Source organism: Pseudomonas flavocrustae, assembly GCF_029872515.1.
GTDB classification, from domain to species: Bacteria; Pseudomonadota; Gammaproteobacteria; order Pseudomonadales; family Pseudomonadaceae; genus Chryseomonas; species Chryseomonas aestiva.
Genome location: NZ_JAPDIQ010000009.1, coordinates 116,943 through 142,039 on the forward strand (window position 1 = coordinate 116,943; position 25,097 = coordinate 142,039).

19 protein-coding genes are annotated in these 25,097 nt (G+C 67.4%); 4 read left to right on the forward strand and 15 right to left on the reverse strand.

Annotated elements, in window-relative coordinates; translation table 11 throughout:
- Window positions 1-4,032, reverse strand: coding sequence for a bifunctional nitrate reductase/sulfite reductase flavoprotein subunit alpha (locus tag OMP44_RS19290; RefSeq protein WP_280310515.1), 4,032 nt, complete (start codon window positions 4,030-4,032; stop codon window positions 1-3).
- A 581-nt stretch (window positions 4,033-4,613) separates the two neighbouring features.
- Here OMP44_RS19290 and nirB point away from each other — a divergent pair.
- The 3 genes from nirB to OMP44_RS19305 all read left to right on the forward strand — a co-directional run bounded on the left by nirB (window position 4,614) and on the right by OMP44_RS19305 (window position 8,115).
- A complete protein-coding gene (gene nirB / locus OMP44_RS19295) occupies window positions 4,614-7,163 on the forward strand; it encodes a nitrite reductase large subunit NirB (RefSeq protein ID WP_280310517.1) in 2,550 nt (849 codons plus the stop codon).
- Window positions 7,164-7,165: 2 nt separating this feature from the next.
- Window positions 7,166-7,522, forward strand: a complete 357-nt coding sequence (nirD, locus tag OMP44_RS19300) for a nitrite reductase small subunit NirD (RefSeq protein ID WP_187978662.1) — start codon at window positions 7,166-7,168, stop codon at window positions 7,520-7,522.
- Between the two features lie 383 nt (window positions 7,523-7,905).
- Window positions 7,906-8,115, forward strand: coding sequence for a hypothetical protein (locus OMP44_RS19305; protein ID WP_133859878.1), 210 nt, complete (start codon window positions 7,906-7,908; stop codon window positions 8,113-8,115).
- A gap of 4 nt (window positions 8,116-8,119) precedes the next feature.
- On the opposite strand, the gene OMP44_RS19310 is transcribed toward OMP44_RS19305, so the two are convergent.
- The 5 genes from OMP44_RS19310 to OMP44_RS19330 all read right to left on the reverse strand — a co-directional run bounded on the left by OMP44_RS19310 (window position 8,120) and on the right by OMP44_RS19330 (window position 13,178).
- A complete protein-coding gene (locus OMP44_RS19310) occupies window positions 8,120-10,654 on the reverse strand; it encodes a bifunctional diguanylate cyclase/phosphodiesterase (RefSeq protein WP_280310520.1) in 2,535 nt (844 codons plus the stop codon).
- A gap of 160 nt (window positions 10,655-10,814) precedes the next feature.
- Complete coding sequence (locus OMP44_RS19315) at window positions 10,815-11,399, reverse strand: DUF4136 domain-containing protein (RefSeq protein ID WP_208694393.1); 585 nt, start codon at window positions 11,397-11,399, stop codon at window positions 10,815-10,817.
- Window positions 11,400-11,461: 62 nt separating this feature from the next.
- On the reverse strand, window positions 11,462-12,073 hold the full coding sequence (locus OMP44_RS19320) for a DUF4136 domain-containing protein (RefSeq protein ID WP_280310525.1): 612 nt from the start codon (window positions 12,071-12,073) through the stop codon (window positions 11,462-11,464).
- 47 nt (window positions 12,074-12,120) lie between these two features.
- Window positions 12,121-12,876 (reverse strand): methyltransferase domain-containing protein, encoded by a 756-nt coding sequence (locus OMP44_RS19325; protein WP_280310527.1) that lies wholly within the window; start codon window positions 12,874-12,876, stop codon window positions 12,121-12,123.
- Entirely contained in the window at window positions 12,873-13,178 is a 306-nt protein-coding gene (locus OMP44_RS19330) for a nucleotide pyrophosphohydrolase (protein ID WP_280310529.1), read from the reverse strand. Before OMP44_RS19330 ends, OMP44_RS19325 begins: the two co-directional genes overlap by 4 nt.
- Window positions 13,179-13,212: 34 nt before the next feature.
- On the opposite strand from OMP44_RS19330, the gene OMP44_RS19335 reads away from it, so the two are divergent.
- Window positions 13,213-14,427: a hypothetical protein gene (locus OMP44_RS19335; protein WP_280310531.1), complete on the forward strand. Its 1,215-nt coding sequence runs from the start codon at window positions 13,213-13,215 to the stop codon at window positions 14,425-14,427.
- Between the two features lie 132 nt (window positions 14,428-14,559).
- Here OMP44_RS19335 and OMP44_RS19340 read toward each other — a convergent pair whose 3' ends face one another.
- The 9 genes from OMP44_RS19340 to OMP44_RS19380 form a co-directional block, all read right to left on the reverse strand.
- Window positions 14,560-15,030: a helix-turn-helix domain-containing protein gene (locus tag OMP44_RS19340; protein WP_280310533.1), complete on the reverse strand. Its 471-nt coding sequence runs from the start codon at window positions 15,028-15,030 to the stop codon at window positions 14,560-14,562.
- A 366-nt stretch (window positions 15,031-15,396) separates the two neighbouring features.
- Window positions 15,397-15,816 (reverse strand): GNAT family acetyltransferase, encoded by a 420-nt coding sequence (locus tag OMP44_RS19345; protein ID WP_280310535.1) that lies wholly within the window; start codon window positions 15,814-15,816, stop codon window positions 15,397-15,399.
- Window positions 15,817-15,922: 106 nt separating this feature from the next.
- Window positions 15,923-16,948, reverse strand: coding sequence for a peptide ABC transporter ATP-binding protein (locus OMP44_RS19350; protein ID WP_208694400.1), 1,026 nt, complete (start codon window positions 16,946-16,948; stop codon window positions 15,923-15,925).
- Window positions 16,935-17,966: an ABC transporter ATP-binding protein gene (locus OMP44_RS19355; protein ID WP_280310537.1), complete on the reverse strand. Its 1,032-nt coding sequence runs from the start codon at window positions 17,964-17,966 to the stop codon at window positions 16,935-16,937. The genes OMP44_RS19350 and OMP44_RS19355 overlap by 14 nt, the downstream gene beginning before the upstream one ends.
- On the reverse strand, window positions 17,963-18,874 hold the full coding sequence (locus OMP44_RS19360; RefSeq protein WP_027602553.1) for an ABC transporter permease subunit: 912 nt from the start codon (window positions 18,872-18,874) through the stop codon (window positions 17,963-17,965). The genes OMP44_RS19355 and OMP44_RS19360 overlap by 4 nt, the downstream gene beginning before the upstream one ends.
- Before the next feature lie 22 nt (window positions 18,875-18,896).
- Window positions 18,897-19,907 (reverse strand): ABC transporter permease subunit, encoded by a 1,011-nt coding sequence (locus tag OMP44_RS19365; protein ID WP_208694402.1) that lies wholly within the window; start codon window positions 19,905-19,907, stop codon window positions 18,897-18,899.
- A gap of 360 nt (window positions 19,908-20,267) precedes the next feature.
- Window positions 20,268-21,686 carry an OprD family outer membrane porin gene (locus tag OMP44_RS19370; RefSeq protein WP_280310540.1) on the reverse strand — a complete coding sequence of 473 codons (1,419 nt, stop codon included), beginning with the start codon at window positions 21,684-21,686 and terminating at the stop codon, window positions 20,268-20,270.
- Between the two features lie 145 nt (window positions 21,687-21,831).
- Complete coding sequence (locus tag OMP44_RS19375) at window positions 21,832-23,424, reverse strand: ABC transporter substrate-binding protein (protein ID WP_280310542.1); 1,593 nt, start codon at window positions 23,422-23,424, stop codon at window positions 21,832-21,834.
- 42 nt (window positions 23,425-23,466) lie between these two features.
- Entirely contained in the window at window positions 23,467-25,065 is a 1,599-nt protein-coding gene (locus tag OMP44_RS19380) for an ABC transporter substrate-binding protein (RefSeq protein ID WP_280310543.1), read from the reverse strand.
- Window positions 25,066-25,097: the final 32 nt, after the last annotated feature.

Sequence of the window (25,097 nt, forward strand, 5' to 3'; positions counted from 1 at the left end):
CTAGTAGACGTCCTTCAGATAGCGCTTCTGTTCGCTCATCCCGCGCAGGTACTCGCTGGCGGCCTCGTCGCTGAGATGGCCATGGGTCGCCACCACCTGGCGCAGGGCCTGGTCGACGTCCTTGGCCATGCGGCTGGCGTCGCCGCAGACATAGACGCGGGCGCCGTCCTGCAGCCAGCGCCAGACGTCGGCACCGCGTTCGCGCAGCCGATCCTGCACATAGATCTTTTCGGCCTGGTCGCGGGAGAAGGCCAGGCTCAGTTCGTTCAGCAGGCCATCGCGCTGGAAGGCTTCCAGTTCGTCGCGGTAGTAGAAGTCGTGGGCGGCGTGCTGCTCGCCAAAGAACAGCCAGTTGCGGCCCTGGTCGCCCCGGGTGCGGCGCTCGTGAAGAAAGCCGCGGAAGGGCGCGATGCCGGTGCCGGGGCCGATCATGATCAGCGGGACGTCGCCCTGGTCCGGCAGGCGGAAATGGCGCGAAGGCTGGATATGCACCTTGGTGGCGGCCTCGCCCAGGCGGTCGGCGAGAAAGCTGGAGGCCACGCCCTTGCGCTTACCGTAGCGCACCGCCGAGACGGTGAGGTGCACTTGGCCGGCATGGGCCAGGGGGCTGGAGGCGATGGAGTAGAGGCGCGGCTGCAGGCGCTTGAGGCTGCCGAGCAACTCGCGGGCGTCGTGGCAGGCGGGAAAGCGGGCCAGTACATCGGCCAGTTGCCGGCCCCAGAGCCAGCGCTTGAGTTCGTCCCGGTCGCCCAGCAGGGCGCGGCACTCGGCACTGCCGCTGCGCTCGGCGATCAGCGCCAGGGTCTCGGGGTTGGGGCGGGCGATCTCGTAGTGTTCGCTCAGCGCCTGGCGCAGCGACAGCTCGCCGACCTTGGCCACCGCGACCGGTTGTTCGCCGTCCAGCCCGGCGAGGGCGAGGACCTCCTCGACCAGCTCCGGGCAGTTGCGCGCCCTCACGCTCAGGGCGTCGCCAGCCTCGTAGGCCAGCGGTTGCTGGGTCTCGAAACCGAATAGCCGCACCTCCTTGTTGGACCCGGCACTGTTGAGTCTCTGGTTGATGACCAGCCGCGCGGACACCGCCGTCGGGCGGCTGGTCGTGGCTGAATTGGCGATAGGCACGTGCTCGGCCTGAGGTGCCAGTTGCGCCTGCAGGGCGGTCAGCCAGGCGTCGGCGCCGTCGAGGCCATCGGCGTCGCAGTCCAGGCGCGGACAGAGGCGCCGGGCGCCGAGGTCGGCCAGGCGGGCGTCGAGGCGCTGGCCATGGCCGCAGAATTGCTCGTAGGTGGAATCGCCCAGGGCCAGCACGGCGTAGTCCAGTTCGGCCAGGGAGGCGTCGAGGCGATTGAGGCCCTGCCAGAAGGCCTGGCCATTGTCCGGCGCTTCGCCATCGCCAAAGGTGCTGCTCACCAGCAGGACGCGGCGGGCACCGGTCAGGCGTTCCACGGCATAGGCAGCCATGTCGTGCAGTTCCACGCTGAGACCTGCCTGGCACAGGCGGGCGACGCAGCGCTCGGCCAGGGCTTCGGCGTTACCGGTCTGGGAGGCCCAGAGCACCACCAGATCGGCCGGCGCGGTGGGGGCCATGGCCAGGCCGGCGGGCTGGCTTTCCGGCAGGCGGCTGAACAACCCGGCGAGCAGGCCGTCGAGCCAGAGGCGGGTGTCGGCGGCCAGCGGCGCCTGGGCCGGCAGGCAGGGCACGCCCTGGGTCGCGCCGTCGCGCAGGCCGTCCATGAAGCCGGCCAGGTAGGTGCGTTCGGCCGCGCTGAGCTGGGGCCGTACCGCAGTCGCGACCCCGGTGAGCTCGGCCAGCCGCGCCAGGGCAGGCAGCCGGGCGCTCTCCGTGACAGGCTCGTCGGCCGGCAGCTGGCGATGGGGAATGGTGGCGACGCGGGTCAGGCGCACCGCGCAGACCTTGAGTTCCGGTTGCAGCGAGAGCGGATCGACGGCGTCGCTGGTGACGGCGTTGATGGCCAGGTCGCTGCCCTGGACGTCGGCCCAGTGAAAGGGCGCGAAGCAGTTGCCGGGCTGGACCCGGTCGCTGACGGTCACCGGCAGCACCGCGCGGCCGCGGCGTGAGGTGATCTCCAAGCGGTCGCCCTGCGCCAGGCCCAAAGCCTCGGCATCCTGGGGATGCACTTCCACGAAGGGCGCCGGATTGAGGCGGTTCAGGGCGGCGATCTTGCCGGTCTTGGTGAGCGTATGCCACTGGTGCTGCAGACGCCCGGTGTTGAGCACGAAGGGGTAGTCGGCATCGGGCAGCTCGGCCGGGTCCAGGTGCGGGCGGGCGAAGAATTGCGCCTTGCCGCTGGGGGTGGCGAAGTTGAGCGCGGTCGGTTCGCCGGTTTCGTCCAGGCGCAGGGTCTGGCTGCGGCCGTCGTTGCGATAGCGGATCGGCTGGCGCGGATCGCTCTCTGCGCTGGGGCAGGGCCATTGCAGCGGCGTCTCGCGCAGCCGGGCATGGCTGGCGCCGCGGATGTCGTAGCCGGTCTGGGGGTTGTGGAATTGCCGGATCTCGTCGAACACCTCGGCGGCCGAGGCGTAGCTGAAGTGTTCGCCATAGCCCAGGGCGCAGGCCACGTCGGCGATGATCCGCCAGTCGGCGCGGGCCGCGCCGGGCGGGGTGACGGCCTGGGGTGCCAGGGTCAGGTTGCGCTCGGAATTGATCATGACCCCGTCGGCCTCGGCCCAGAGCGCGGCGGGCAGGAGGATGTCGGCGTAGCTGTTGGTCTCGGTGTCGAGAAAGGCGTCCTGGGTGATCACCAGTTCGGCGGCCTGCAACCCGCGGATGACCGTCTCGCGATTGGCCACGCTGGCCACCGGGTTGGTGCAGATGATCCAGCAGGCCTTTACGGTGCCGGCGGCCAGGTCCTCGAACAGGGCGACGGTGCCCTGGCCCAGGCGGGTATGCAGGGTGCCTTCGGGGATGCCCCAGGCCCGCTCGACGAAGGTGCGGTCGGCGGCGGACAGCAGGCTGCGCTGGCCGGGCAGGCCGGGCCCCATGTAGCCCATCTCGCGCCCGCCCATGGCATTGGGCTGGCCGGTCAGGGAAAAGGGACCGCTGCCGGGGCGGCAGATCTTGCCGGTGGCCAGGTGCAGGTTGCACAGGGCATTGGTGCTCCAGGTGCCGTGGGTGCTCTGGTTCAGGCCCATGGTCCAGAGGCTGGTCCATTCGCCGGCCTCGCCGATCCAGCGCGCGGCGGTGCGGATGTCCGCCTCGGTCAGCCCGGTCCCCGCGGCCACCCGTGCCGGACTGTAGTCGGCAAGAAACTCGGGCATGGCCGCCCAACCTTCGGTATGGGCGGCGATAAAGGCTTCGTCTACATGGCCCTCGGCGTGCAGCAGATGCAGCAGGCCGTTGAGCAGCAGCAGATCGGTGCCCGGACGCAGTTGCAGGAAGAGATCGGCCTTCTCGGCGGTGGCGGTGCGCCGCGGATCTATCACGATCAGCTTGGCGCCGCGCTTGACCCGATCCAGCAGCCGCAGAAAGAGGATGGGATGACAGTCGGCCATGTTGGCGCCGCTGACCAGGAAGAGGTCGGCGCGATCGAGGTCGTCATAGGAGCCGGGCGGACCGTCGGCGCCGAGGGACAGCTTGTAACCGGTGCCGGCACTGGCCATGCACAGGCGGGAATTGGATTCGAGCTGGTTGGTGCCGATGAAACCCCGCGCCAGCTTGCTCGCCAGGTACTGGGCTTCCAGCGACAGCTGCCCGGACACATAGAAGGCGATGGCGTCGGGTCCGTCGCGGTCGAGGATGGCGCGCAGGCGTTCGGCGGTGGCGGCGATGGCCTGCTCCAGCCCGGTCTGCACCGGTTCGTGGGAACGGTCGTGGCGGACATAGGCCTGCTCCATGCGTCCGCTGTCCACCAGCGCCTGGTGGCTGGTGCTGCCCTTGGTGCAGAGCCGACCGCGATTGGCGGGGTGGTCGCGATCGCCGCTGACCTTGGTGATCCGACCGTCTTCCACCTGCATGACGATCCCGCAGCCGACGCCGCAGTAGGGGCAGACGCTCTTGATGTGGGTAGTGGCCATGGCAAGGATCCTTCGAAAACCAGAAAGCGAAAAGGCGCCGGTCGCGCTCCCCGGAGGGAGGCGAACACGGCGCCTTTGTCGTGAAAGGAAGCGATCGGCGTTGACCGCTCCATGCTGAGGATTTAGCAAGGCTCGCGCCAGCTTGGCCCGGCGCGCGCGGGGGCGCATTCCTACTGCTCTGGCGGGGTGCCGGTGGCGCTGGCCGAGGCCACGGCGGTGGGGGTCGCCATGCGCCGTGACGGGGCAGGCCGGCCCGCTCTTGCACCGTTGTGGTTCTGCTCGGCGGGCGTTCGGACAGCCTCCGGCAAGCCACTCGGCAGGCCGCAGCCCGCGCCAGCGGCGGATCTTCGGGCGATCAGGCGGAACTGGCACAGCCGATGCAAAAGCCCTGACAGACCCGCACATTCGGGTCGCCCGGTCGATCAACGGCGATCGACAGCCACCGCAGGCGACGGGCATGGAGCAGAGCCAAGGGCTCCTCCCTACCAGAACAGGCAAAGGCGCCTGAGACCGCAAGGTTTCAGGCGCCTTTTTATTTGCCGCGAATCAACCTGATTGGCCTCGGCCGGGGGATAGCCTCCATGAACAGCATCGTGACCCGCAAAGAACGCCTGATCGTCGTCGGCAACGGCATGGTCGGCCATCACCTCGTCGAGCAGCTGCTGGCGGCCGGCGCCCTGGACCACTACGAGATCCATGTCTTCGGCGAAGAGCGTCAGCGCGCCTATGACCGGGTCCATCTCTCCGAGTACTTCGCCGGTCGCGACGCCGAATCCCTGGCCATGAGCGAAGTCGGCCTCTATGCCGTGCCCGGCCTGGTGCTGCATCTGGGCTGCGCGGTGACCGCCATCGACCGCGAGCAGCGCGAGGTACTGACGCCCGAGGGTGCCTTTGGCTACGACCGCCTGGTACTGGCCACCGGCTCCTATCCCTTCGTGCCGCCCATCGAGGGCGCCGAAGGCGACTCGCGCCTGGTCTATCGCACCCTGGACGACCTGGACACCATCCGCCTGGCCGCCGCCAGGGCGCGCCGCGGCGTGGTGGTGGGCGGCGGCCTGCTCGGCCTGGAAGCGGCCAATGCGCTGAAATCCCTGGGACTGGAAGCCCATGTGGTGGAATTCGCCCCACGCTTGATGCCGGTACAGTTGGACGACCTGGGTGGCGCCGCGCTCCGGCAGCGCATCGAGGACCTGGGCGTGGGCGTGCATCTGTCCAAGGCCACCCAGAACATCACCGCCGGCAGCGAGTATCGCTACCGCATGAACTTCGCCGGGGAGGATTTCCTCGAGACCGACCTGATCCTGTTTTCCGCCGGCATCCGGCCCCAGGACGCCCTGGCCCGCAGCTGCGGCCTGGAACTCGGCGCCCGCGGCGGGGTGGCGGTGGACAACGGCTGCCTGACCAGCGATCCCTTCATCCATGCCATCGGCGAATGCGCCGCCTGGAACGGCAGCATCTTCGGCTTGGTCGCCCCGGGCTACCAGATGGCGCGCCTGGTGGCCGCTACCCTCTGCCATGGCCAGGCCACGCCCTTCACCGGCGCCGACATGTCCACCAAGCTCAAGCTGCTGGGCGTGGACGTGGGCTCCATCGGCGATGCCCACGGCGCCACCCCCGGCGCGCGCAGCTATCGCTACATCGACGAAGCCAGCGCCAGCTACCGCCGCCTGGTGGTCTCCGCCGACGGCAAGCACGTCCTCGGCGCCGTGCTGGTGGGCGACAACAGCTACTACGACACCCTGCTGCAATACGCCCAGAACGGCATCCCGCTGCCCCAGGATCCGGCCAGCCTGATCATGCCGGTGGGCGAGGGCGCCCCGACCCTGGGCGCCGATGCCCTGCCGGCCACCGCCACCCTCTGCTCCTGCCACAACGTCACCAAGGGCGCGGTCTGCGCCGCCATCGATGCCGGCTGCACCGATCTGGCCGGCATCAAGAGCTGCACCAAGGCCGCCACCGGTTGCGGCGGCTGCGCGGCACTGGTCAAGCAGGTGTTCGAGCACGAGCTGATCGCCCGCGGCGTCGAGGTCGACAAGAGTCTCTGCGAACACTTCGCCCATACCCGCCAGGAGCTCTATCACCTGGTGCGGGTGGCAGGCATCCAGAGTTTCGACGAGCTCCTGGCGCGCCACGGCCGCGGCCAGCATGGTTGCGACATCTGCAAGCCGGCGGTGGCCAACGTCCTGGCCTCCTGTTGGAACGCCCCCATTACCGATCCGCACCTGGTGCCGCTGCAGGACACCAACGACACCTTCATGGCCAACATGCAGAAGAACGGTACCTATTCGGTGGTGCCGCGCATCCCGGGCGGCGAGATCAGCCCGGAAGGCCTGATCGCCATCGGCCAGGTGGCGAAGAAATACGATCTCTACACCAAGATCACCGGCGGCCAGCGCATCGACCTCTTTGGCGCCCAGTTGCACGAGCTGCCGGACATCTGGGGCGAGCTGATCGCCGCCGGCTTCGAGACCGGTCATGCCTACGGCAAGTCCACCCGCACGGTGAAGAGCTGCGTGGGCAGTACCTGGTGCCGCTACGGGGTGCAGGACAGCGTCAAGATGGCGCTGGACATCGAGCACCGCTACAAGGGCCTGCGCGCGCCGCACAAGCTCAAGTTCGCTGTCAGCGGCTGCACCCGCGAATGCGCCGAGGCGCAAAGCAAGGACATCGGCGTGATCGCCACCGAGAACGGCTGGAATCTCTATGTCTGCGGCAATGGCGGCATGCGCCCGCGCCACGCCGAGCTGTTCGCCACCGACCTGGATGACGAAACCCTGATCCGCTACATCGACCGGCTGCTGATGTTCTACATCCGCACCGCCGACCGTCTGCAGCGCACCTCGGTGTGGCGCGAGTCGCTGGAGGGCGGGCTGGACTACCTCAAGCAGGTGATCATCGAGGACAGCCTGGGCCTGGGCGCCGAACTGGAAGCCCAGATGCAGCTGGTGGTAGATCGCTACGAATGCGAATGGGCCAACGCCCTGAACGATCCCGACAAGCTCAAGCGCTTCCGTACCTTCGTCAACCAGCGCGGCAACGACCCGGACATCCACTTCGTCAAGGAGCGCGGCCAGCGCCGGCCGGCGCGTCACCACGAACTTCAGCTCATCGCCGTTACCGAGGAGGCTTGACCATGACTCAGACCAATACCGCCCGCGCCCTGGAGCCCCGCTGGCAACCCCTGTGCAGCCTGGCCGACCTGGTGCCCCAGTCCGGCGTGGTGGCCCTGCACGAGGGTGAGCAGGTAGCGCTGTTCTACCTGCCGGAAACCGCGCAGAAGGTCTTTGCCGTGGGCAATCGCGATCCCAAGTCCGGCGCCAACGTCATCGGCCGCGGCATCGTCGGCCAATTGGGCGCGGATCTGGTGATCGCCTCGCCGCTGTACAAGCAGCACTTCCGGCTGGCGGACGGCGGCTGCCTGGAGTATCCCGAGCAGGCCCTGCCCACCTGGACGGTGCGGTTGAATGGCGAGCGAGTGGAGATCGCCTGAGGCGGCTTGGCCCTCACCCCAACCCGCTCCCGGAGGGAGAGGGAGCGGTCCGGAGTGGGGCGGGCTTCGCGCGTAGCCTGGACAACGGCGCAGCCTTGTCCGGGAATAGCTGACGCAATACCAAGTGACCCTCACCCCAACCCTCTGCCGGAGGGAGAGAGGACGGTCCGGAGCGGGGCGGGGCTTCGCGCGTAGCCTGGACAACGGCGCCGCCTTGTCCGGGTTCCCCGCCGAATACCGCTATCCCCATTGTTGCAGCTGCCGCAGTGCAGCTTTGCGCAATCGGGACCTGCGCCGGGCGGCGAAATGACTTCCGGGGGACGATACTCAAGGAGCGGGGACGCTGTCTGCCGATCCTGGCCATCGTCCCGCGGGAGGTCACCATGCGCCTGACAAGAACAATTCGCTCCGCGCTGTTCATCGCCCTGCTCTCGGCCCTGGCCGCTATCGCCCTGCTGGAGGGCTGGCGCGCGCAACCGGTGGGCGAACTCACCCTGCGCGCCGATCCGGTCTGTACCCATGGGTATGCGCCCTATGGCTGCTATCCGGTTCCGGCCCGAGGGGGCGATCTGGGGTGGCTGGAGCGCCTCTAGGTCGTCAATCCGCCTGCAGTTCGGTTGCCAGCAGCGCTGTCAGCTCGCGACCAGTCAGGGCGGGACCGAACAGGCCCCCCTGGACCTCGTCGCAATGCTGCGCCCGCAGCCAGGCCAACTGGCCGGGCGCCTCCACCCCCATCGCCGTCACCCTGAGGCCCAGGGTTCGTCCCAGGCCGATCAGTGCCTGGGCGATGGCGGCATCGGCCTGCTGATCTTCCAGGCGCGCGACCAGACGACTATCCAGGCTGATGCCATCCAGCACGGGTTGGCGTAGCGAATCGAGGGCGCCTGAGCCTCGGCCGAAGTCGGCCAGACTCAGGCGCACGCCCAGCGCCTTGAGCGGCAGCAACATCGGGGCGCTGTCTGCCTGCAACAGCGCCTCGGGCAGCTGCAGCTCCAGGCGTTCCGCTGCCAGGCCGCTCGTCTGCAAGGCGCGGGCGACCGTCGCGACCAGGGCCTCGCCATCAGCGCACGGGCGCGCGGACAGACCGACGACCAGCCGCAGCGGCGCGGGCCAGGTCGCGGCAGCCTGACAGGCGTTGTCCAGCAGCCAGAATTCCAGGGGAACGCTGAGTCCGGTCTCTTCGGCCAGGGGCAGGAAGACCTCCGGCGACAGCAGGCCGCGCCGCGGGTGGGCCCAGTGCAACCGCACCTCGATGCCGCTCAGCCGGCCCTCGGCGGCGCTCCGCCGGGGCAGGTAACCCAGGCGCAACTGGTCGAGCGCCAGCGCCTGGCGCAGCTCCTGTTCCAGGTCACGCCGCTGGCTGAGCTGGGCGTCCATCGCCGGAGCATGGAAGCACCAGCCGTTGCGGCCCGCGGCCTTGGCCTGGTACAGCGCGATATCCGCCAGGCGCAGCAGGTCCTCGACCTGGCTGGCCTGCTCCGGCGCCTGGGCGATGCCGATGCTGGTGCCTACGCTGACCGACTGCTCCTCCAGCAGGATGGGTCGGCCGATGGCGTTCACCAGCCGCGCACAGATCTGGTCGACGGTCGCCACGTCCAGCTGACCGAGCAGCACCACGATGAATTCGTCGCCGCCCAGGCGCGCCACCAGGCCGCCGGGTCTCAGACTGGCCTGCAGACGCCGGGCGATTTCCTGCAGCACCCGATCGCCGGCGGCGTGGCCGAGGCTGTCGTTGACCGGTTTGAAACGATCCAGATCCAGGCTGAGCAGCGTCAGCGGGGTTTTGGCTTGCGTCAACTTGCGCGCCAGGTAGTGCTGCAATTGCAGGCGATTGGCCAGGCCGGTCAGGCTGTCGTGTTGCGACAGGTGTTCGATTTCCGCCTGGGCATTGACCGCGGCGGTGATGTCACTGGCGGTGCCGCGAAAGCCCGCGCCCTTGGGCAGCGGCCGGGCGGTGATCTCACAGACCCGGGAATGACCCAGACGGTCGCGATAATGACAGCGCAGCACCTGGCGCTCGTCGAGCTGGCGAGCGTTGCCCTGGAGCCAGGCGGCCAGCGGGGTCGTCTCGCTGCTGAACAGCTCCGCCAGCGGCCGTCCGAGCCAGCTGCCGGGTGTGTGCCCGGTGATGCGGGCGAAGCGTTCGGACAGATAGGTGATGCGGCCCGCGGCATCGCTTTCCCACAGCCAGTCGGAGGCGGCCTCGGCGAGTTCGCGAAAGCGCTTTTCGCTGCGGCTCAACTCGGCCTGGCCGGCCACCAGGGCATCGAATTGCTGGTCGAGCTGCCGCGCCGAATTCAGCGCGTGGCGGATCAGCAGGGCCAGCACCAGGCCGAGCAGCAGCACCCCGGCCAGGAAGACCGGCAGGGTGCGACGCAGGAGCTGGGCGCCGGGTTGCGGCGGTTGCCAGTTGAGCAGCAGCGGTGAATCCAGCAAGCGCAGCGTTTCGTGATCGACCAGGGGCACCCGCGACGCCTCGAGTCGCGGCAGACCGTAGGTATCGCTGAGATGGGCCAGGGTGTCCGGATCGAGCACGTTGACGAACAGCATCACCGAGGGCGCGCCGGGGCCCGGGGCCACGCTGTAGCTCGCGCCCGGCGTGATGGTGGCCGCGGCGACCAGTGCCGGGACGCCGCCCACGCCCAGCACCCGCACCAGACTCTCGGTCTCGCCAGGGCGCTGGCGGGTGGCCGCCAGCAGGCCGGCCAGATCGCCTTCGAGCCACTGCGCGGCCGCGCGCTGCGTCGGCCGGCCATTGATCACCGCGTAGACGGTACGATCCTGCGGATCCAGCACGAAGACCCCGTTATAGCCATAGAGCTCGTAGGGGATGTCGCCGACGTTGCGCTCGTCGTTGGCCCAGAAGAGATCGACCGCCAGGTGCAGATGCTTGTAGGCCTCGCCCCACTTGGCGTAGTTGATGATGTTGTGGCCGATCTCGTTTTCGACCTGCACCAGGGTGCGCTCGATATAGGTCCGGGCGCGTTGCTGGACGTCGGCGTCCTGGCTGGTGGCGGTCCTGATCAGCAGGTAGCAGCCGAGGCCGAGTAGGATCGGCAGGGCGCAGATGACCGGAAAGAGGCGCAGCAACAGATTGTGGCTGCGGCGGGTGGCGACGGGTGTGGACGACATGTTGAACCTGGGCGGCGCTGGACGACAGTCAGGATTCCCGCGAGGTGGCCAAGGACGGCGCGAGGGGTGCTGGCCTGCGGCCATTATCCGTCACCCTCACCCAGCTGTCTGCTCGCGGCCTGACCAGGGGCAGCGCTGAGCTGCCCGGACGGTCGACCGTTCAAGGCCGCGGCGGATAGCTGACCAGCAGTTCGTTGATCAGGCGGCTGAAGGCGGCGCTGCGTTGGCTGGGCGTGGCGTTCTGGTCGTCCAGCAGACGCTCTTCGCTGGCGCGCCAGACCAGCTTGCCGTCACGGCCATCGAGCATGTCGAGCTGGACCGTCATCACCGGGTAGGTAACCGTCTGGGTGCGCACATAGCTCGGTCCCCAGGGACCGGGACCCCAGGCGGAGCCCCAGGGACCGCCCCAGCCCGGACCCCAGTAGGGATCGGCATAGCTGTAGCTCTGCTGGCGCTGGTCGAGGATCACATAGAGCTTGATCTTCAGATCCGGGCGCGTGCCTGCCACCGCGGGACGCATTCCGCGCTGGTCGAGGCCGCTGCTGACCGAATCGCGCAGGCGCTGCTCGGTGAGATCGCTGCGTACCCGCGGATCGTTGGGGCGGTACTCGATGGCCGGGTCCGCCCAGCCCCAGCTGCGATAGGCGGCGAAGTCACGGCTGGCGTCATAGTCCAGATTGCGCGGGCCACGTTCGGCGCAGGCCGCCAGCAAGAGGACCGCAAGCAGCAGGAGACAACGTTTCATAAGCGATCCTCCGAGGTGAGCGCGCTAGTCTGCTTGGACTGGCTTAAGGGCCACTTATCTCTTCAGCTCGGCGGATAGTTGGCCAGCAGGCGGCGGGTGGTCTCGCGCAGGGTGCGCGCGCGTTCGCCGCTGGTGCCGCCGCTGGCCTGCTCGGCGGCCGAGTGCCAGAGCACGCGGCCGGTGGCGGGATCGAGCAATTCCACCTCCAGCACGTCGACCAGAAAGGTCCGGGTGCGGGTCCGCGCCTGGCCGACCGTGGCGCCATAGCCGGGGCCGTAGCCATAGGGCCCGTAGCCGCCGTAGCCGTAGCTGGTGTCGTAGTAGTCCGTATATTGCTCGCTACGCTGTTGCTGGGTGAGGCGGGCACGCACCTGCAGATCGGCGCGGGCACCCCCGATGGCCGGTCGCAGGCCACGCTGGTCGAGGCCATCGGCCACCGCCTGCTGCACGGTCTGGCCATCCAGGCCGCCGCTGACCACCGCGGCGCCCGGAGCCCAGCTCCAGGTGCGATAGCGGCTCCAGTCACGCGGTGCCGGCGGATAAGCCGCCGGATCCTGTTGCGGCAGCACCGGGAGCGACGCCTCTGGCAGGCTGCTGGCGACATAGGGATTGGGCGTCTGGCAACCGGCCAGGGCGAGCAGCGCGAGCGACAGGCAGAGTAGGGGGCGACGCATGACCGGTTCCTCGGAGGAATGCTGGCCAGAGCATACCGCGCCCTACGTCATCCTGCCTTAGCTTGGCAGAGCCAATGCAGATAGCGTCCCAGGCCCGCGAAAGCCGGGTGCCGTCGGTGGGCCAGTTCCATGGCCACCAGCTCCTCGCCGTCGGCACGGGTCTGGAATTCCGGCGGCATGTAGTCGTGAAAGACCCGGACGCCACTGCGCGCCCGAACCTGCCAGTCCGCCGCCAGCCAGGCCTCGACCTCACGCGGATCGAGGGGCCGTTGCGGCGTCAGGCCGCGTTGGCCCGCGCCGGCGTAGTCACCCTGCCGGAGTTTACGAAAATGGCCCTTGAGCAGGTTGCGATAGATCAGGGCGTCGCGATTGTAGAAGGCCAGCGACAGCCAGCCGTCCGGGGCCAGGCAGCGCTGCAGGGTCGGCAGGATCGCCGGGGGCGTTTCCAGCCATTCCAGCACCGCGTGGCAGAGCACCAGGTCAAAGGGCTCGGCGAAGGCGGGCAACTCCTGCCAGGGCAGCGCCAGCCAGGCGGCGTCGAGTCCGGCGGCGGCGAAGGCCTCCTGGGCGCCGGCCAGCATGGGCGCCGAAGGCTCGGCCAGGGTCACGGCATGGCCCTGCTGCGCCAGCCAGAGACTCATGTGGCCGAGCCCGGCGCCGATGTCCAGCACCCGCAGCGGGCGTTGCGGCAGCACCTCGGCAAGATCCGCCTGCAGCACCGCCAGGCGGATGGCGCCCTTGGTGCCGCCATAGATGTTGGCGGCGAAACGGGTGGCGCGGTCGTCGAAGAAGGTATCGCTCACGGCAGGAAGCGCCTCTCGTTGTCGGCCAGCTTGGCCAGCACCGCCTGCTCCACGTCCAGCTCCAGCTCGCTGCCCAGTTGCAGCAGATAGAGCAGCACGTCGGCGATTTCCTGGCCGGCGTGCTCGCGCTCGGCGGTGCTCAAGGCGCGGGCCTCGGTATCGCTCTTCCACTGGAAGATCTCCACCAGCTCGGCCATCTCGACGCTGGCGGCCATCGCCAGGTTCTTGGGATTGTGATAGCGGCGCCAGGCGTTGGCATCGCGGATCGCGTGCAGGCGGATGAGCAGGGCAGGGAGGTCCATGGGCGTCCGAGGGTCGACAAAACGCCATTCTCCCATGGCGAGACGGCTGTCGTCCGCCGGCCTGCGCGACAGCCTGGCGCCGCTGTTCTACCCTGAGCTCATCACCGACACCCTGGCTGCTGGAGCCCTGATGAAATCTTGCCTGTCCGGACTGGGCTTGGCCCTGCTGTTGACCACTGGCGTCGCCCATGCCGAAAAGCTGCTCCTGGAAGGCACCCTGGGCCCGGCCCGGGTGGTGGTGGAGGTCGATTCCACCGCCAACGACGAAGCCTATGGCCGCTACTTCTACGACCGCTATCGCCGCGACCTGCGCCTGAGCGGTCCGGCGCAAGCGGGCGACCGGCTCAGGCTGGAGGAGGGTGCGCCCTGGCAGGACGGTCCCAAGGCCAGCTGGTCACTGACGCGCGGCAAGGATGGTTCCTGGACCGGCACCTGGAGCGGTGCCGGCAAGACCCTGCCGCTCGCCCTGGCGCCGCTGCAACCGGGGCAGTCCGCGGCAGCGGATGGCTATCGGCAGAAACTGCGCCAGGACGATCCCTACGAATATCGCCGCCTGCAGGGACTCAGACTGGAACAGGGTGAGCGCCAGACCTTCATGGGCCGTGGCCTGCGCTGGTGGCGCGAGCCGGTCTCGGGCATGCGGCTGTTTACCGTGGAGGGCGCCAGCGAGGCGGCCAATGCCGTGCTGCGCGAACGCCTCTGGGCGGAGGTCGATGCCCACCTGAGCTGCATCGGCGCTGACGGCGAGCACAGCTTGGAGGTGACCCCGCAGCTGCTCAGCGAGCGGGTGCTCAGCGTCAATCTGTTCAGCCAGTACAGCTGCAGCGGCGCGGCTCACCCGGATTTCGGCAGCGCGCCCCTGACCCTGGATCTGCAGACCGGCGAGGAGCTGGCGCTGGAGGATTTCCTCTGGCTGGGCCACGGCCAGCCGATCCGTCCGCAGCCGGAGGATCGCTATTCCCAGGCCTTGGCGGACTATCGGCAACAGACCCTGGCGCCCTGGGTGATCCGGCTGTTCACCCGTCTGTATCCGCAACTGATGCAGGCGCCCGCCGACGGCGATGGCTGCGACTATCGCAGCGCCGACGTCTGGCAATTCGCGCCCTGGTATCTGACGCCCAAGGGCCTTTACCTGGGCCCGACCTTCTTCCGCGCTGCCCGGAGCTGCGACGAACCCGGTGGCACCCTGGTGCCCTACGCCGAGGTCCGCAAGCACCCAGGGCCATTGGTGGACCTCCTGCCCCGCTGACGTAGGTTGGCGCTGAGCGCAGCGAAGCCCAACAGCGCCGCCTGCCTCGAAGGTCTGGCTGCCCAGTAGCAGCGCCATGACCAGCTAGGCGGTTCAGCTGCGCCTAACGCTGGTGCCGATCGGTGGCTTTTCCTACTTCCGCAAGAGCTTTTGCAGCCGGGCGTACTGCCAGAGGGCGATCCTGTCGCGCAGGAAGAAGGTCTGGATGCCACGACCCAGTAACAGAATTCCCCAGATGGCGGCGACCCACAGGGACCAGTGGCTCTCAGGCGAGGTCGCGCGATTGAGCACATAGAGAAAGACACAGATGACCATGCCGCGCAGCACCTGCCAATAGAAGCCGATCTCGGCGGCGACCTGTTCACGGGCATTCGCGATTCGCTCGTCTGCAGCGGATCCCACTGCTTGAGTGGCTTGCCCTGTCAGGTCGGCAACGCTGATTTCCAGAACGGCAGCCAGGGCGCTCAGGGTCTCCAGACTGGCCTGCTCGCCATTTTCGATGCGTTGCACCGTACGGGTGCTGATGCCCGCGAGTTCAGCCAGCTGCTCTTGCGACCACGCTCGGGCCAGGCGGTGTTCCTTGATTTTGTTGAGCAGTTGCATCTCGGTTTCTCCAGCGGTGGTGGACGAGCAAAAGCCTAGCCGCAAGGCCCTCTGTCCGACACGACGACAACCCGACAGCAGCCTGACAGCGAGGTGACAGCGAGGTGACAGGGACCTGACAGCCTCGCTGACAGGGAAGGCGAAAGCCCGTGTCCTCACAGGGTCTTCCCTGTCCATCCACTCTACACCGGCTACACGCGGTGAAAACCGTCCAGGGATTTCCACAGCAGGTTCGGCTCCGCGTGGGTAAGGCTGCGCCGTTACCCACCCTACGATCAGCCGTGAGCCCGTAGCGTGGAAAACCGCAGGGGGTTCTCCATTGGACGTTGAGTATCGGCAGCGGACAGGGCTTCGCCGCCTTCCACCCTAGTCGTCGGCGATCAGCCGCTTGCCCAGGGTGACGACCTCGGCCTCGGCATAGCCCAGGGCCGCATAGAAGCCGAGGATCGCCGCATTGTCCCGGCGCACCATCAGCTGCAGCTTGGGACAGCCGCGTTCGGTCAGCAGTTGTTCGGCGGTCGCCACCAGTCGCCGGGCATGGCCGCGGCGCTGATGCTCCGGGGCCACTGCGAGGTAGTAGAGCCAGCCGCGATGACCGTCGGTGCCGACCATGGCGCTGGCCATGAGGGTGCCGTCCACTTCGCCCACCAGGAACAACTCGGGTTGTTCGGCGAGCTTGCGCTGGATGTCGCGGTAGGGATCGTTCCAGGGGCGAGTCAGTCCGCAGGCCTGCCAGAGATTGACCATGGCCTCGGTGTCGTCGGGCTGGAAGGGGCGGATGTGCATGGGGCGGGATCTCCATCGCGGCCATGGCGGTGCGCCGTAGCGACCGCTCCTACAGGTTACGGTACACCCTGTAGGAGCGGCCCATGGCCGCGATCAGCCTTTCCAGCTAGAGAAAGTTCTCCGCATAGTGGCAGGCCACCTGGCGGGCTTCCACGTTGCGCAATGCCGGGACCTCGGTCTTGCACTTCTCCGTCGCATAGGGGCAACGGCGGTGGAAGACGCAACCGGGTGGCGGATCTAGCGGGTTGGGCAGTTCGCCCTGGATGCGGATGCGCGGCTTGCTCGGGTCCGGGTGCAGACTCGGGGTGGCCGACAGCAGCATCTGGGTGTAGGGATGCAGGGGCCGCTGGAACAGCAGGTCGCGACTGGTCTTTTCGACGATGCAGCCGAGGTACATCACCATCACTTCATCGGCGATGTGGCGCACCACCGAGAGGTTGTGGGAGATGAACACATAGGCGGTCCGGTACTGCTGCTGTAGATCCATGAACAGGTTGAGCACCTGCGCCTGGATGGACACGTCCAGCGCCGAGGTCGGCTCGTCCGCCACCAGCACCTTGGGCTGCAGCATCATGGCGCGGGCCACGGCGATGCGCTGGCGCTGGCCACCGGAGAACATGTGCGGATAGCGCTGGTAGTGCTCGGGCCGCAAGCCCACCTGCTGCATCATCGCCTGTACCTTCTCGCGCCTTTCGGTGCGGGAGAGGCTGGTGTTGATCTGCAGCGGCTCGGCCAACTGGTCGCCGATCTTGCGCCTTGGATTGAGCGAAGCATAGGGATTCTGGAACACCATCTGCACCTCGCGGCGCAGTTCCTTGCGCCGGGCGGTGTCGGCCGTGGCCACGTCCTGGCCGCCGATGACCAGGCTGCCGGCGGTGGGCTGCTCGATCAGGGTCAGGGCGCGGGCCAGGGTCGACTTGCCACAGCCGGACTCACCCACCACGGCCAGGGTGCGCCCGGCCTGGAGGTCGAAGGAGACGCCGTTGAGCGCCTTGACCGTGGCGTTGTCCTTGAACAGGCCGCGGGAGATTTGATAGTGCTGAGTCAGGCCCTTGGCTTCGAGCACGAGGTGCTCGGGCGCCTGCTCCGGGGGAGTGGAGCGGGCGAGGACGGTGGCTTCAGACGGCGCCATGGCGATCCTCCGGCAACTGGCTGGGACGTTGATGTTCGGGCAGCACCGCGGGCGCCTCGCCCGGGGCGACGTTGCGCGGGAAGAAGCAGCGCACCGCACCACGGTCGTAGGGCTCCAGCGCCGGGCGCTCCTGGCAGCGCGGCTGCACATAGGGGCAGCGCGGGCTCAGCAGGCAGCCGGCGGGCCGGTCGTAGCGACCGGGAACGATGCCGGGCAGGGTGTGCAGGCGGTCCGTCTGGCTGTGCTCGGGAATGGCCGCCAGCAGGGCTTCGGTGTAGGGGTGCGCGGGGGCGTCGAACAGGGTCGGCACCACGCCTTTCTCCACCGCCTGGCCGGCATACATCACCACCACGCGCTGGGCGGTCTCGGCCACCACGGCGAGGTCGTGGGTGATGAGGATCAGCCCCATGCCCTCGTCGCGCTGCAGATTGACCAGGAGCTCCATGATCTGCGCCTGGATGGTCACGTCCAGCGCGGTGGTGGGTTCGTCGGCAATCAAGAGGCGCGGCTCGGCGGCGATGGCCATGGCGATGGCGACGCGCTGGCTCATGCCCCCGGACAGCTGGTGCGGATAGGCGCCGAGACGACTGGCCGCGGCCGGGATCTCGACCTTTTCCAGCAATTCCAGGGCGCGCTGGCGAGCCGCGCGACCCTTGAGGCCCAGGTGCTGACGGATCACCTCTTCCAGCTGGAAGCCCACGGTGTAGCTGGGGTTGAGCGCCGTCATCGGGTCCTGGAAGACCATCGACAGCTCCTTGCCGATCAGGTGGCGCCGGCGGCGACCCTTGAGGCTGAGCAGGTCCTGGCCGTCGAAGGCCAGGCGGTCGGCGGTGATGCGGCCGGGGTGATCGACCAGGCCCATCACGGCCATCATGGTCACCGACTTGCCGGAGCCGGATTCACCGACGATGGCGACGATTTCGCCCTGATCCACCGTGAGATCGAGGCCTTCCACCACCGGCGGGGCGTCGGTGCCCCCGAAGCGCACCGAGAGGTTCTGGATTTCGAGGAGGCTCATGACTGCACCTTCAGACGCGGATCGAGGGCATCGCGCAGGCCGTCGCCCATCAGGTTGATGGCCAGCACGGTGAAGAGGATGGCGAGACCCGGCAGGGTCACCACCCACCAGGCGCGCTCGATGTAGTCGCGGGCCGAGGCCAGCATGGTGCCCCACTCGGGGGTGGGCGGCTGCACGCCAAGGCCGAGGAAGCCCAGGGCGGCGGCATCGAGGATCGCCGAGGAAAAGCTCAGAGTGGCCTGGACGATCAGCGGCGCCATGCAGTTGGGCAGCACGCTGACGAACATCAGCCGCAGGGTACCGGCGCCGGCCAGCCGCGAGGCGGTGACGTAGTCGCGGTGCAGTTCGCCCATCACCGCGGCGCGGGTCAGGCGGACATAGGAGGGCAGCGAGACGATGGCGATGGCCACCACGGTGTTGATCAGGCCTGGGCCGAGAATGGCGACGATGGCCACGGCCAGCAGCAGCGAGGGCAGCGCCAGCATGATGTCCATCAGGCGCATGATCACCGGACCGGCGCGGTTGGGCGAGAAGCCGGCGACCAGCCCGAGCAGGATGCCGGGAATCAGCGAGAAGACCACCGAGGCCAGGCCGATCAGCAGCGACAGCCGGGCGCCGTGGATCAGCCGGCTGAGCAGGTCACGCCCCAGCTCGTCGGTGCCCAGGGGGAACTGGCTGTTGCCACCGTCCAGCCACAGCGGCGGGGTGAGCATGAAGTCGCGGAACTGCTCGCTGGGCGCATGGGGTGCGACCCAGGGCGCGAAGAGCGCGCAGAACACCACGATGACCATGAAGATCAGCCCGCCGAGGGCGCCCTTGTTGCGGGCGAAGGCGTGCCAGAACTCCTTGAAGGGGGAGGGATAGAGGGCGCTCGGGTCTTGAGCGGCCGGGGTGTTTACCGTTGTCATAGGCTCTGTCCGTATGGGCGCATCAACGCTGGTGGCGGATGCGCGGATTGACCAGGCCGTAGAGGATGTCCACGACGAAATTGACCAGGATGACCAGGGTGGCGATCAGCAGGATGCCGTTCTGCACCACCGGATAGTCCCGGGCGCCGATGGCCTCGATCAGCCACTTGCCGATGCCGGGCCAGGAAAAGATGGTCTCGGTGAGCACCGCGCCGGAGAGCAGGCTGCCGACCTGCAGGCCGAGCACGGTCAGCACCGGGATCAGGGCGTTGCGCAGGGCGTGGATGAAGACCACCCGCCCCGGCGACAGGCCCTTGGCGCGAGCGGTGCGCACATAGTCCTCGCGCAACACCTCGAGCATGGCCGAGCGGGTCATGCGGGCGATCACCGCCAGGGGAATGGTGCCCACCACGATGGCCGGCAGGATCAGGTGCTTGAGGGCATCGACGAAGGCGCCGGGCTCGTCGGAGAGCAGGGTGTCGATGAGCATGAAGCCGGTGCGTGGCGGAATGTCGTAGAGCAGGTCCAGACGGCCGGAAACCGGGGTCCAGCCGAGCTGCACGGAGAACAGCATGATCAGCAGCAGGCCCCACCAGAAGATCGGCATGGAATAGCCGGTCAGGGCCACGCCCATCACCCCGTGGTCCACCGTGGTGCCGCGCCTGAGGGCGGCGATGATGCCGGCCAGCACACCGAAGACCGTGGCGAACAGCATGGCCGCCACCGAGAGTTCCAGGGTGGCCGGGAACAGGGTCAGGAATTCGTCCCAGACCCCGACGCGACTGCGCAGGGATTCGCCGAGGTTGCCCTGGGCAAGGTTGCCGATGTAGTCGAAATACTGCTGGTACAAGGGCTTGTCGAGGCCCAGGCGGTGCATGGCTTCGGCGTGCATCTGCGGATCGACGCGGCGTTCGCCCATCATGACCTCCACCGGATCGCCGGGGATGAGGCGGATCAGGGCGAAGGTCAGCAGGGTGACGCCAAAGAACGTCGGTATCAGCAGCCCGAAGCGACGGGCGATGAAGGCGAGCATCGGAGGGGGTATCTCCTCTTGAGGCTGATCAAGACGGCGCGAGTACATGCCCGGCCGCGTTTTTAAGTGAGAGCCCGCGCAAAAGCTAATGAGCTTTTGATCTGACTCTCAGACCTTGTGGGTCCGGATTCATCCCTGAAGAGACCATCCTGGTCCGCAACGAACGACACCTGCGGACAGCAGGCTCGTTCGGTCCTACGAATAGGTTCGAAGAGCGCTCTGGAGCAAGGCTCCAAACCCGGCAGACTACCACGTTGCCACGGGCGTCGATATCCTCGACACGGCCCGGGCTTCGCCGGTGTTCGCAGCGCGATCCTGGCCAGATGCCCGACACTGCGTGGAAGCCGCCGAGTCCCGCCATTACAGCAGGTTGAACGGCAGGGTGGAGACCAGGCGCAATTCCTTGACGTTGCCGTCGACCTGGTTCTGGCTGGCGCGGTGATCGGTCAGCAGCAGGCGGAAGCGACTGTCCTTGAGCGCGCCCTGCTGCACCTTGTAGGTGGTGACCAGGCCGATCTCATGGTGCTTCTCGCCATCCTGCTGCAGGACCTCGGCATAGTTGTCGTACTTGCCGGCGCCGGCATCGTAGTGGGTGCCGTCGATGTCCCAGCCCTTGGCGTACCAGACGCCGGTGCTCAGGCCGGGCACGCCGAAGTAGCTCCAGTCGGTCTCGTAGCGGATCTGCAGCGACTTCTCGTTGGGGCCGTTGTAGTCCGAGACCAGGGAGTTGGCCAGGTAGATGGCCGCGGTCTCGTGGGCGTAGTCGAAGTACTCGTTGCCGTCGATCTGCTGGTAGGCCAGGGTCAGGCTGTGGGCCTGGTGGCTGCCGGTGAACGCCAGGCTCCAGGCGGTGTTGTCGATGTCGCCAGCCTTGGCGCTGCCGGCGTCGACGGTGCGATAGGCGTTGGCCACCGCCTTCCAGGCGAAGGTATCAAGAGAACCGCCGGCCTGGGTGACGCTCAGGAAGTACTGATTCCAGACGTCCTCGAAGTTGGCGCCATAGACGCTGACTTCCCAGCCCTGGGGCAGCTTGTAGTTGCCGCCGAGAAAGCTCAGGCGGTCGGCGGTGACCTCGCGGGTACCGTACTCGGTGGTCCACTTCTCGTCGCCGGCACCGGTCCGCGGACTGACGCGGGTGAAGCTGCCACCCTGCAGCGAGAGGTTGTCCCATTCGTCGCTGGTCAGGGCGAAGCCGTCGAAACCGGAGGGGAAGGGCCGGTTGTCGTTGTAGCTGATCACCGGGGTGTCGAGCATGAACCGGCCGATCTTGAGCTCGGTGTTGGAGACGCGGAAGCGCGCATCGGCGATGCCCAGCTTGGACCACTCGGCATGGCCCTCGCCCTCGGCGTTGGCCAGGGTGCGGTTGCCGCCGCCACCGATCTGACCCTTGCCCCGCTCCAGGTTGGTGGCCTGATAGCCGGCCACGTCGATACCGAAGCCCACCGGGCCCTGGGTATAGCCGGAGCTGTACTTGAGCGCCGTGGCCTGGACCCAGGTATTGCGCGAGTGGGTGCGCACCCGGGTGCCGTTCTTGCTGTAGCTGAAGATCGGATCGGAGCTGGTCTCGCGGGCAAAGAAGTTGCGCGTGGTCAGGGTCAGGCTGTCGTCGGCGAAAAAGCCCTTGGCGCCTGCCTGGCCCTTCACCGGCTTCTGCACGTTGGGCAGGGTCTGGACCTCGTTGGCGTAGCTGGGATCTTCCGGCGCCGGGGACTGGGCGTGGGCGGTCAGGGCCAGGGTGAGCAGGGAGAGGGCGAGGCCTCCCCGGTGGACGTTGGTCATCAGGTGTGCTCCAAAGCGGTCGTTTTTTCTGTTATCTGGGCGTTTTCCGGCACGGCCGAACCCGTCGCGCCGAAACACGGCGCGAGGCGGGAAAGGTCGAGGGACGGGCCGCCCGGGCCCGGTCGCTTACGGCATCAGTTGCCGATCAGTCGAGGGTCACCGTGGAGAAGTCGTAGACCCCCAGCGGACTCTGCACATAGCCCTGCACCTTGGGTTGCAGGACATCGGTGAACAGCGGGTGCGCCAGCGGAATCCAGGGCATCTGCTGGTGGAAGATCTGCTGGGCCTGCTCGTAGAGCGCGGTACGCTGGGCCGGGTCGTTGATGCGCTTGGCCTTTTCGATGGCGTCGTTGAAGGCCTTGTCGCACCAGAAGGCGCGGTTCTCGCCACTTTCAGTCGCGGCGCAGCTCAGGTTGGTGGTGAGGAAGTTGTCCGGATCGCCGTTGTCGCCGGTCCAGCTCATCATCATCAGGTCATGCTCGCCAGCCTTGGTACGCTTGACGAACTCGCCCCACTCGAACTGGGTGATCTCGGCCTTGATGCCGATCTTGGCCAGGTCGCCCTGGATCAATTGGGCCACCAGCGCCGGACTGCCGCCCGGGCCACTGCCGGTGCTGATGTAGTACTTGAGGGTGAAGCCATCGGCGTAGCCGGCTTCCTTGAGCAGCGCCTTGGCCTTTTCCAGGTCATGGGGCCAGGGCTTGATGTCCTTGGCGTAGCCCAGCAGCGAAGAGGGATAGGGATTGATCGCCGCCTTGGCGCCGCCTTCGCCGAACACCGTCTTCAGGTAGTTCTGCTGATCGAAGGCCATGGCGATGGCCTGGCGTACGCGCACGTCGCTCAGCGCCTTGTGCTTGGTGTTCATCGCCAAGAAGGAGGTGGTCTGGCTTTCCACCTGGGCCAGCTTGAGGCTCTTGTCCTGCTTGAGCATCGGCACGTCCTGCGGTTTCACCGTCAGGCCGATCTGGCACTCGTTGTTGCGTACCCGCTGGATGCGCACATTGGGGTCCAGGGTCACCGCCAGCACCAGGCCATCCATCTGCGGCTTCTTGCCGAAGTAGTCCGGATTGACCTTGTAGCGGGTGTTGGAGTCCTTGGCATAGCGCTGGAAGACGAAGGGACCGGTGCCGATGGGCTTCTGGTTGATGTCGTCGGTCTTCTTGCTGGCCAGCAGGCTGTCGGCGTATTCCTTGGACAGGATCGAACCGAAGGCCATCGCCAGGTCGGCGAGGAAGGGCGCCTCGGGCTGGTTGAGGGTGAAGCGCACGTGGCTGTCGTCCACCTTGTCGATGGACTTGATCAGGCTGCCCATCTCCATGGCCGCCGCATAGGGATAGCCGCTGGGGGAGAGGTTGTACCAGGGATTGTTCTTGTCGAGCATGCGCTCGAAGCTGAACACCACGTCGTCGGCGTTGAAATCACGCGTCGGCTTGAAGTAGTCGGTGGTGTGGAATTTCACCCCCTGGCGCAGGGCGAAGGTGTACTGCAGGCCATCGGGGGAGACCTCCCAGCTTTCGGCCAGGCCCGGCTCCAGCTCGGCGGTGCCCTGCTTGAATTCCACCAGGCGGTTGTACAGCGGCGTGGCCGAGGCATTGAAGGTATAGCCGGAGGTGTAGCGACCCGGATCGAAGCCTTCCGGATTGGCCTCGGTGCAGACCACCAGGGGCCGGGCCAGGGCGGCATTGGCCGTCAGGCAGAGGAGGGCGGCGAGAGACAGCGAGAATAGCGGTTTGGACACGGAAGGCTCCTCGTGAAGGCCCGCAGGGCGGGCCGGACAGAATCAGCGGTCGAGGCTTACGCCATAGAAACCGGTGACGCCAAAGGGATTGATCTTGAAGCCCTGCACTTCTTTGCGCATGGGCTGGGACACCACCGAGTGGGCCATGGGGCTCACCGGCATCTGCTGGCGAATGAGCTGCTGCGCCTGCTCGTAGAGCCGGGTGCGTTCGGCGCGATCGTTGCTGGTCTTGGCCTTCTGGATGAGGGCGTCGTAGTCCTTGTCGCACCAGCGCGCATAGTTGCTGCCGCCGATGGCGCTGCAGCCGTAGAGCACGCCCAGCCAGTTGTCCGGATCGCCGTTGTCGCCGGTCCAGCCATAGGTCAGCACATCGTGTTCGCCAGCCTTGGCGCGCTTGATGTACTCACCCCATTCGTAGCTGACGATCTTGGCCTTGATGCCGACCTTGGCCCAATCCTGCTGGATCATCTGCGCCGACTGGCGGGCGTTGGGATTGGAGGCGCGCTGCACCGTCATGGCCCAGAGCGCGATCTCGGTGCCGTCCTTGATCCCCGCCTGCTTGAGCAGCGCGCGGGCCTTGGTCGGATCATAGGGCGCGCCCTTGATATTCTTGTCGTAGGACCACTGATTCGGCGGGATCACGTTCTGCGCGACCTGACCGGCGCCCTGGAACACGGTGTAGACGATGGCCTGCTTGTTGATGGCCATGTCCAGGGCACGCCGCACCTCGGGCTTGTCCAGCGGCGGGTGCTGGACGTTGTAGGCGAGAAAGCCGACGTTGAAGCCCGGCTGCTGCAGGACCTTGAGGTTGGCATCCTGCTTCATCTCCACCAGGTCCGCCGGACGCGCATAGCCGCTGACCTGGCACTCGTTGGCCTTGAGCTTCTGCAGGCGGGTGGCGGCGTCGGGGGTGATGGCGAAGATCAGGTTGTCGAGCTTGACGTCCTCGGGCTTCCAGTAGTCCGGATTGCCCTTGAAGCGGATCACCGCATCCTTCTGGTAGCGGCTGAAGACGAAGGGGCCGGTGCCGATGGGCTGCTGGTTGAGCAGCTCCGGCTTGCCCTCCTTGAGCAACTGCGCGGCGTACTCCGCCGACTGGATGGAGGCGAAGCTCATGGCCAGGTCAGCGGCGAAGGCGGCATCGACCTTGTTCAGGGTGAAGACCACGGTGTGGTCGTCGACCTTGGCCACCTTGGCGATGTTCTGGTCCAGCCCCATGTCGGTAAAGTAGGGGAATTCCGTGGGGTAGGCCTTACGGAACGGCTGCTCCTTGTCGAGCATGCGCTGGAAGGTGAAGACCACGTCGTCGGCAGTGAAGTCGCGGGTGGGCTTGAAGTAGTCGGTAGTATGGAATTTCACGCCCTGGCGCAGGTGGAAGGTATAGGTCCTGCCATCCGCGCTCACGTCCCAGCGGGTCGCCAGGCCCGGCTCCAGGGTGGTGCCGCCACGCTGGAACTGCACCAGGCGGTTGAAGACCGTTTCCGCGGAGGCATCGAATTCGGTGCCCGAGGTGTATTGCGCCGGATCGAAACCGGCCGGGCTGGCTTCCGAGCAATAAACGAGATTGCTCGCCGCCTGGGCGAGCGGAGCACAGGCGAGCAGGCTAGCCGCCAGCAACGAGTAGGCGTAGGGAAGGCGCATGGGTCTCACTCCATCAGTCAAATGAACGGCCA